The 10,372-nt window shown below is 64.9% G+C and carries 2 protein-coding genes; both read left to right on the top strand.

Translation table 11 applies throughout. The features are described 5' to 3' along the window. Window positions 1-149 precede the first annotated feature (149 nt). Window positions 150-866 (top strand): thioesterase II family protein, encoded by a 717-nt coding sequence (locus tag AC07W4_RS21515; RefSeq protein ID WP_495033901.1) that lies wholly within the window; start codon window positions 150-152, stop codon window positions 864-866. Between the two features lie 258 nt (window positions 867-1,124). Then, window positions 1,125-10,361, top strand: a complete 9,237-nt coding sequence (locus AC07W4_RS21510; protein ID WP_495033900.1) for an amino acid adenylation domain-containing protein — start codon at window positions 1,125-1,127, stop codon at window positions 10,359-10,361. Window positions 10,362-10,372: the final 11 nt, after the last annotated feature.

The raw sequence follows: 10,372 nt of genomic DNA, 5'->3' as shown, positions 1-10,372 counted from the left end.
GCTTGCTCGCGAAGGCGGTGTGTCAGTCGACATCAATGTTACATGACACACCGCCTTCGCGAGCAAGCCCGCTCCCACATTTGGATCTGCGACTAATTCCGGCTACACCTCGTCCGTTCTCCAGACAGACATCTTTCGAGGAAAGCCCGGTGACCCCGCTGACTTTGCTGTGCCTGCCCTATTCGGGCGCGAGTGCCATGGTCTATAGCCGTTGGCGGCGCAAGCTGCCGCAGTGGCTCACGCTGCAACCGGTGGAACTGCCGGGGCGCGGCGCGCGGTACGGCGAGCCCCTGCACACCGACATGCGGCGCCTGGCGCTGCAATTGGCCCAGGAACAAAAAGCCACGCTGAAGGCGCCGTACGCGTTGTTCGGGCACAGCATGGGCGCGTTGCTGGCCTGCGAGATGGCCCATGCGTTTCGCTCCCTGGGTTGCCCGGAACCGGTAGCGCTGTTCGCCTCGGGCACCGCCGCGCCGACCCTGCGCGCCGACTACGACCGGGGCTTTGCCCAGCCCAAGACCGACGCCGAACTGATCGAGCAACTTCGCACCCTCAACGGTACCAGCGAAGAGGTCTTGGCCAACGAAGAGTTGATGAGCCTGACCCTGCCGGTGCTGCGCGCGGACTTCCTGCTGTGCGGGCGTTTCGAACCGGTGCAGCGCCCGTTGCTCAAGTGCCCGGTGCATGTGCTCGGCGGCAAGACCGACCGCGCCACCGCCGAACAGTTGATCGGCTGGAGCCAGGAAACCCGCGGCAGTTTCTCGGTGGACATGCTGGCGGGCGGGCACTTCTTCATCCATGAGCAGGAAGCCAAGGTGCTGCGGGTGATCAAGGATCAGCTTGAGGGGCATCATCGACGGCATTAACCCTATTCTGAATTCACCACAAAACCTGTGGGAGCGGGCTTGCCCGCGAAGGCGGTGTATCAGACGCTATGCATGTGACTGACACACCGCCTTCGCGAGCAAGCCCGCTCCCACTTTTTTTGATTTTCAGCAGCCCTGAATCTCGCGTTTCACCCCTCCCTGATACTTGCCCCCCTGCGCTAATTTTTCCCGCCTGCATTCGTTTTATAGGCACGACGCGCCTTTGCGCCTGCTGCCTACTGATGCGGATGCCGATAGATGAATGCTGAAGACTCCTTGAAACTTGCTCGCCGGTTTATCGGGTTGCCCCTGGAAAAGCGCCAGATGTTCCTTGCAGCCTTGCACAAGGAGGGCGTGGATTTCGCCCGTTTCCCGATTCCGGCCGGCATCGAGGCCGAGGATCGCCAGGCGCTGTCGTACGCCCAGCAGCGCATGTGGTTCCTCTGGCAACTGGACCCTCACAGCGGCGCGTACAATCTGCCGGGCGCGGTGCGGCTGAGCGGGTGCCTGAACCTGTCGGCGCTGGAGCAGGCGTTCGCCAGCCTGGTGGCGCGGCATGAAACCCTGCGCACGGTGTTCGCCCGTCAGGCCGACGACAGCTTGCTGCAAGTGCCGGCCACCGCGCCTCTGCGGATCGAACACATGGACTTCAGCGCATTGCCTGCCAATGAGCGCGAACGTGCCGTGGCCGAGGCCGCCGAACAGCAATCGGTGCTGTCGTTCGATCTGTCGACCGGTCCGCTGCTGCGGGTGACCTTGCTCAAGCTCGCCGAGCAGGAACATGTCCTGCTGCTGACCCTGCACCACATCGTCTCCGACGGCTGGTCGATGAACGTGTTGATCGACGAATTCATCCGCTGCTACGACGCTTTCGATGCGGGCGTGCAACCGCAGCTGGCGTCATTGCCGATCCAGTACAGCGACTACGCCCTGTGGCAGCGCCGCTGGCTGGAGGCGGGCGAGCAGGCGCGGCAACTGGCGTACTGGCAGGCGCAATTGGGTGACGAACACCCCGTGCTGGAGTTGCCCCTGGACCATTCGCGCCCGGCGATGCCGAGTTATCGCGGTACCCGCTACGAATTCGCGGTCGAGGCACAACTGGCCGAGCGACTGCGCAACACCGCGCAGAAGCACAACATCACCCTGTTCATGCTGTTGCTCGGCGCCTTCAACACGCTGCTGCATCGCTACACCGGGCAAACCGACATCCGCGTCGGCGTGCCCATCGCCAACCGCAACCGCGCGGAAATCGAAGGCCTGATCGGCTTCTTCGTCAACACCCAGGTGCTGCGCACGCAACTGGACGGCCAGACCCGGGTCGACGACCTGCTGCGCACCATCAAGGACACCGCCCTCGGCGCCCAGGCCCATCAGGACCTGCCGTTCGAGCGCCTGGTCGAAGCGCTGAAACCGGAACGCAGCCTCAGCCACACGCCGTTGTTCCAGGTGATGTACAACCACCAGCCGCACGTGGCCGACATGGCCTCGGTCAGCACCGCCTCCGGCCTGGTGCTGGGCAGCATCGACAGGCAAAGCCGCACCACCCAGTTCGACCTGACCCTCGACACCTGGGAGAAGGGCGGCAAGCTGCACGCCGCGCTGACCTACGCCAGCGACCTGTTCGAGGCGGATACCATTGCGCGCATGGCCGGGCACTGGACGCGCCTGTTGCAGGCGATAGTCGACGACTCGACGCAAAAAGTCGGCGAGTTGCCGATGCTGACGGCGGATGAGCGGCAAGTTCTGGTGCGGGACTGGAACCGCACCGCCGAGGCCTATCCGGTCGAGCAATGCATGCACCAGTTGATCCAGGCCCAGGCCCGACGCACCCCCGACGCGCCGGCGCTGGTGTTTGGCGATCACCAGCTCAGCTACGGGCAACTCGATGCCCGCAGCAATCAACTGGCGCACTGCCTGCGTGAGCAGGGTGTCGGCCCGGATGTGCTGGTGGGGATCTGCGTCGAGCGTTCGCTGGAAATGGTCATCGGCCTGCTGGCGATTCACAAGGCCGGTGGTGCCTACGTTCCGCTGGACCCGGAGTACCCGGCCGAACGCCTGGCCTACATGATCGAAGACAGCGCGATTGACCTGCTGCTTAGCCAAAGCACCTTGATCGGCGCACTGCCCACCGAGGGCGTCAAGGTCATCGCCCTGGATCAGGAACAGGACTGGCTCGACGGTTACAGCGAAACCTGTCCGCAGGTCGACGTGCATCCGTTGAACCTGGCCTACGTGATCTACACCTCCGGTTCCACCGGCAAGCCCAAAGGTGCCGGCAACAGTCACGCAGCGCTGGTCAATCGCTTGTGCTGGATGCAGCAGGCTTATGGGCTCGATGGCAGCGACTCGGTATTGCAGAAAACCCCATTCAGTTTCGATGTGTCGGTGTGGGAGTTCTTCTGGCCGCTGATGACTGGCGCGCGCCTGGTGGTGGCGCCGCCGGGGGCGCATCGTGAACCGGCGCAGTTGATCCGCCTGATCGATGACTACGGCATCAGTACGCTGCACTTTGTGCCGTCGATGCTCCAGGCGTTCATCCATGAGCCGGGTGTCGAGGCGTGCACCAGCCTCAAGCGCATTGTCTGCAGCGGAGAAGCCTTGCCGCTGGATGCCCAATTGCAGGTGTTCAAAAAGCTGCCGGGCGCCGGGCTGTACAACCTGTACGGCCCGACCGAGGCGGCCATCGACGTGACCCACTGGACCTGCATCGACGAAGGCGCCGACAGTGTGCCCATCGGCCGGCCCATCGCCAACCTGCGCACCCATGTGCTGGATGCGCAATTGCTCCCGGTTCCGGCCGGGGTGGCGGGGGAGTTGTACCTCGGCGGCGCCGGGCTGGCACGCAGTTATCACCGGCGTCCGGCGCTCACCGCCGAACGCTTCGTGCCGTGTCCGTTCCACGACGGCGCGCGTTTGTACCGCACCGGCGACCGCGTGCGACAGCGTGCCGACGGTGTGATCGAATACCTCGGTCGCCTGGATCATCAAGTCAAATTGCGCGGCCTGCGCATCGAACTGGGGGAGATCGAAACCCGCCTGATGCAGCATGCCTTGGTGCGTGAAGCCGTGGTGCTGGTGCAAGGCGGCAAGCATCTGGTGGCCTATCTGGTGCTGGAAAACGCCGACGCCGATGCGCAATGGCCGCAAACCCTCAAGGCCTGGCTGCTCGGCAGCCTGCCGGAATATATGGTGCCCACCTACCTGATGCCGCTGGATGCCTTGCCGGTGACCGCCAACGGCAAGCTCGACCGCAAGGCGTTGCCGCAACCGGACGCCGCGCCGCAACAGGCGTTCGTTCCACCGCAAGATGCCATGCAGACCACGCTGGCGCAGATCTGGCAGGACGTATTGGGCACGCAACCTGTGGGCCTTGAAGACAACTTCTTCGAGCTCGGCGGCGACTCGATCATTTCCATCCAGGTGGTCAGCCGCGCCCGTCAGGCGGGCATTCGCCTCAGCCCGCGCGACCTGTTCCAGTACCAGACCGTGCGCAGCCTGGCGTTGGTCGCGGCGTTCGACAGCCGCAGCAGCATCGATCAAGGCCCGGTCAGCGGCGAGGTGATCCTGACCCCGGCCCAGCATTACTTCTTCGAACAGGCCATCGCCCAGCGCCGGCACTGGAACCAGTCGCTGCTGCTGACACCCCGGGAAGCGTTGAATCCTGAGGCGTTGGAGCGAGCGTTGGTTACCGTCATCAACCACCACGACGCCTTGCGCCTAAGCTTTATCGATGGCTCCGAAGGCTGGCAGCAGCGCCACGCAGCGCCAGTCGAGTCAGCTGGATTGTGGCGGCGTCGGGCGTCTTCGACCGAAGCCTTGACCGCCCTGTGCGATGAAGCGCAACGCAGCCTCGATCTGGCAAACGGGCCGCTGCTGCGTGCCTTGCTGGTCAGCCTCGACGACGGCAGCCAGCGCCTGCTGGTGGTGGTCCATCACCTGGCCGTGGACGGGGTGTCGTGGCGGGTGTTGCTCGAAGACTTGCAACAGGCTTACCGGCAAATGGCGCTGCCCGAGAAAACCAGCGCCTACCAAACCTGGGCCGCGCACCTGCAACAGCATGCCGTCACCATCCTTGCGCAAATGCCGTACTGGCAGGCGCAACTGGCGGATGCCCGGGACCTGCCGTGTGACCATCCGCAGGGCAGCTTGCAGCAGCGCCACGGGCACAAGATCGAATCGACACTGGACGCCGAACTGACCCGCCTGTTGCTGCAACAGGCCCCGGCGGCCTATCGCACCCAGGTCAATGATCTGTTGCTCACGGCGCTGGCGCGGGTCATCTGCCGCTGGAGCGGGCAGGGCTCGACGCTGATCCAGCTCGAAGGCCACGGCCGCGAGGACCTGGGTGACGACCTCGACCTGAGCCGCACCGTTGGCTGGTTCACCAGCCTGTTTCCCGTGCGCCTGCAACCCGAGGTCGGGGCGGCGAATTCGATCAAGTCGATCAAGGAACAACTGCGCGCCATTCCCGGCAAAGGCCTGGGCTATGGGTTGCTGCGCTATCTCGGCGAGCCGGCGCAGCGCCAGCTTCTGCAGGACTTGCCGGTGCCTCGTATCACCTTCAACTACCTGGGGCAGTTCGACCGTCAGTTCGATGAGGCTGCACTGTTCGTCCCGGCCGCGCAAAGCGCTGGTCAGGCCCAGGGCGATGATGCGCCGCTGGCCAACTGGCTGACCGTAGAAGGCCAGGTCTATGGCGGACAGCTCTCGCTGCAATGGGGTTTCAGCCGCGACATGTTCGCCGAATCCACGGTGCAACAACTGGCCGATGCCTACACCGAAGAGCTCAAGGCACTGATCGAACATTGCTGCGCGACAACACCAGGCCAGGCCACGCCGTCGGACTTCCCGCTGGCGCGCATCACCCAGGCACAACTCGATGCCTTGCCTGTTGCGGCGCCGGACATCGAGGACGTTTACCCGCTGACGCCGATGCAACAGGGCATGCTGTTCCACACCCTGTACGAACCCCAGGCCGAGGCTTACATCAATCAATTGCGCCTGGACATCCAGGGACTGGAGCTGGCGGCATTCGGCCGGGCCTGGCAGGCGGCGATCAACCGTCACGACATCCTGCGCAGCAGCTTCCACTGGCTGGGGCTTGAGTGCGCGCACCAGGTGATTCATCGCCAGATCGACCTGCAACTGCAAGTGATCGAAGCGGCCGATGTCGACCTCGATGCACTGGCCGCCGAAGAGCGCAGTCGCGGCTTCGAACTCGGCACCGCGCCCTTGTTCCGCCTGGTGCTGGTGCGCCAAGGAGCGCAAGACTGGCACCTGATCTACACCAGCCATCACATCCTCATGGACGGCTGGAGCAACGCGCAGTTGCTCGGCGAAGTGATCCAGCACTATGCCGGGCAGACGCTGGCCAGGCCGTTGGGGCAATACCGCGATTATCTGGGCTGGATTCAACAGCAGCCGCTGCTGGCCGCCGAGCAGTTCTGGAAGCAAGCGCTGGCGCCACTGGAAACGCCGACGCTGCTGGCGCAAGCCTTGCCGACACCGGTCGAAGGACGCGGCATGGGCGAGCACCAATTGACCCTTGAAAGCGCCGCGCTACAGCGCCTGGGCGATTTCGCCCGCCAGCAGAAAATCACCCTCAACACCTTGCTGCAAGGCGCGTGGGGCCTGCTGTTGCAGCGCTACACCGGCCAATCCTGCGTGGCGTTCGGCGCCACCATGGCCGGACGCTCCGCGCCGCTGCCGGGCATCGAGCAGCAATTGGGGCTGTTCATCAACACCTTGCCGATCATCGCCGCACCGCAGGCAGGGCAGTCGGTGGCCCAATGGCTCAGCGACCTGCAAGCCCTGAACCTGAGCCTGCGCGAGTTCGAGCACGTGCCGTTGTATGACATTCAGGGCTGGGCCGGGCAACAGGGGGCGCTGTTCGACAGCCTGGTGGTGTTCGAGAACTTCCCTGTGGCCGAAGCACTCAAGCAAGGGGCGCCGGCGGGCCTGACCTTCGGCGCGCTGCACAATCACGAAATCACCAGTTACCCCTTGACCCTGGGCATCGAAGTCGGCGCCAGCCTGCGTCTGGATTTCAGTTTCGACCGCAGCCGGTTCAGCGCTACGCAGATCAGCCAGTTGGGCGCCAGCCTGTTGCAGGTGCTGGAGCAGTTCGTCGCACAGCCACAGCAGGCACTGGGCGCGGTCAGCTTGCTCGATGCACAGGCTCAAGCAAACGTGTTGGCCGGGTCGCGTCCGCCTGCGCCGCCACTCGACAGCCCGTTGCTGGCCCATCAGCGTTTCGAGCAACAGGCGGCGCGCACCCCCGACGCGCTGGCGGTAATGGTCGGTGACGAGTGCCTGACTTACGCCCAGCTCAATGCGCAAGCCAACCAGCTCGCCCATCGCCTGCGCACCCACGGTGTGGCACCGGGGCAGCGGGTGGGCCTGTCGGTGCGGCGCAATGCGCAACTGATCGTCGGCCTGATGGCCATTCTCAAGTCCGGCGCCGGTTACGTGCCGCTCGACCCGGATTACCCGGCCGAGCGTCTGGCCTACATGATCGAAGACAGCGGCATGGATCTGCTGCTGGCGCAACCGGGTTTGCTCACCGATGTAGCGCTGCCGCAAGGGTTGCCGCGCCTGGCGCTGGAGCCGGGCGCAGACGCCGGGTATTGCACCGACAACCTGGTCAACCTCGCCAGCGCCGAAAACCTCGCCTACCTGATCTACACCTCCGGCTCCACCGGGCGCCCGAAAGGCGTGTGCCTGGCCCATGCCGCGCTGCGCGAGTTCTGCGTGACTGCGGCGGACTATTCACGACTCACCCCGCAGGACCGCGTGCTGCAATTCGCCACGTTCAGCTTCGACGGCTTTGTCGAGCAGTGCTACCCGCCGCTGTGCGTGGGTGCGGCGCTGGTGATGCGCGGCGATGAGTTGTGGGACACCGACACGCTTTATCGACAGATCATCTCGCGCGGCGTGACCCTGGCCGACCTGCCGGCCGCCTACTGGTTCTTGCTGGCCCAAGAGTGGGCTGCGCAACCGCAGCGTGAGAAAGGGCGCTTGCGTCAGGTCCACGTCGGTGGCGAGGCCATGTCGCTGGAAGGCCTGAAGTTGTGGCATGCCGCCGGTCTGGGCGATGTGCGCCTGCTCAATACCTACGGGCCGACCGAAGCTACGGTGGTGTCCAGCACCCATGAGTGCACGCTGGCCGATACCCGCAATCACCTTGGCGTGCCCATCGGCAAAGCGCTGCCTGGGCGTGCGTTGTATGTGCTGGACAGCGAAGGCCACCTGCTGCCGACCGGTTGCGTCGGCGAGTTGTGCATCGGTGGTGATACGGGACTCGCCCAGCGCTATCACCAGCGTCCGGGTTTGAGCGCCGAGCGTTTCATTGCCGATCCGTTTTCCGCCACGCCGGGGGCCCGGCTGTACCGCAGCGGCGACCTGGCGCGCTATCGCGAGGACGGCGCACTGGAATACCTGGGGCGTATCGATCATCAGGTGAAAATTCGCGGATTCCGCGTCGAACTCGGTGAACTGGAGGCGCACCTGCAAGGCCTGCCCATGATCAGCGAAGCCGCGGTGCTGGTGCACGAAGGCGTCGGTGGCAAGCAGTTGATCGGCTACGTGGTGCCGGCCAGTGATGAGCTGCTGGCGGCGGATGCGCGTCAACTCACCGACACCGTACGCCGCGCCTTGGGCGAGCGCCTGCCGGAGTACATGCTGCCGACGCAACTGGTGGTGCTGGCCGCGTTACCCCTCAACCGCAACGGCAAACTCGACCGCGTCGCGTTGCCGGCCCCGCCAGTCTGGGAGGCCGCCACCGGTAGCGCACCACAAGGGGCACTGGAAATCCGGCTGGCGCAGATCTGGCAGCAGGTGCTGCAGGTCAGTCGCGTCGACCGGGAACACAGCTTCTTCGAATTGGGCGGGCACTCGTTGCTGGCGACGCAAATCGTCTCGCAGATCCGCCAGCGCCTGGGCCTTTCGGTGAGCCTGCGCAGCCTGTTCGAACATCCGCGCCTCAAAGATTTCGCCGTTCAGGTGCAGGCGCTGCAACACAGCTGTGAACGCCCGGCGCTGGTAGCGGACACCTCCGGCGAACGCCAGCCGTTGTCCTTTGCCCAACAGCGCTTGTGGTTCCTGTGGAGCCTTGCGCCGGACAGTTCGATGTACAACATGCCGGGTGCCCTGCGCTTACGGGGCGAGTTGAACCTCGACGCCCTGCGCCAGACCTTCGAAACCCTGGTGCAGCGTCACGCCGTGTTGCGCACCACCTTTTACGAGGAAGACGGCCAGGCCTGGCAGCGGGTCCACGGGCAATTGCCGTTGAGCTTCGAGGCCGGCGACCTGCGGCATCTGCCGGCGCCGGACGTCGAGGCGCAACACCTGGCCCGCGAGGAAGTCGCGCGGCCATTCGACCTGCGCCACGGCCCGTTGCTGCGGGTGCGGGTGCTGCGGGTCGCGGATGACCAGCATGTGCTGTTGCTGACGGTGCATCACATCGTCGCCGATGACTGGTCGTTCCGCGTGCTGATCAATGAATTCGTCACGCTCTATCCAACCCTCAGCCGTGGCCAGACCCCGAAACTGTCGGCGCACGGCGTGCAATACGCCGACTTCGCCAAATGGCAGCGCCAGTGGCTGGAGCAGGGCGGCGAGTTGCAACGCCAGCTCGACTACTGGCAGCAGCGCCTCGCTGAGCCGCAAGCCGTGCTGGAGTTGCCCGCCGATGGCGACCGGCGCACGGCGCAAGAGGGTGCCAGTGCCCATTTCACCTTCAGCGGCGAACTCAGCCAGCAGTTGCGCGACTTTGCCCAACAGCGCGACCTGTCGCTGTTCATGCTGCTGCTGGGAGGTTTCACCCTGGTCCTGCGCCAGCGTACCGAGGTCAGTCGGGTGCGCATCGGCACCGATATCGCCAACCGAAATCAAGCCGGGCTTGAAGAAATGGTCGGTTTCTTCGTTAACCAATTAGTACTGCAAGTGGAGGTCGATGCCGAGCAGTCGGCGGCGCAGTTGCTGGAGGCCTGTCGCCGTGCGGTGCTGGAAGCTTCGGACCATCAGGACCTGCCGTTCGAGCGCCTGGTGGAAGTCTTGCGCCTGCCGCGTCGGGCCGGCCGTTCGCCGCTGTTCGACATCAAGCTGATCTACCAGGAGGGCGTTGGTCGCCTGCCGTCGATGGAGGGCCTGCAGGTCGAGGACTTCCCGTCCGGACGTCAGGCCGCCGAGATCGGCATGGTCGCCGCGTTCTACAACGATGCCGAGCACATTCACTTGAGTTTCGAAACGCCGGTGGGCCAGTACCTGCCGAGCACGCTGGAGTCCTTGTTCGAGCAGATCCGGGCGGTACTCGAAGCGCTGATACGCGCTGACGGGTTGCAGGTCGGCGAGTTGCTGGACCTGGCGGCCGAGGTGCAGCGCCGTGCCGATGCGCGCTTGAACGAGCAACGCAAGGCACTGCTCGGCGGCGCCATGGCGATCAAGCGTCGCTCGGCGAACCGTGGCGCGCCGGCAGCGCAATCCGCGGCGGACTGATTCGGTCGGCG

Source organism: Pseudomonas sp. GW821-FHT02A08 (assembly GCF_059422045.1).
This window is presented reverse-complemented; position numbering and strand designations above follow the sequence as displayed.

Excerpts from the sequence above, each read along its gene's own strand:
- AC07W4_RS21510 (WP_495033900.1), top strand. The coding sequence starts at position 1,125 with ATGAATGCTGAAGACTCCTTGAAACTTGCTCGCCGGTTTATCGGGTTG.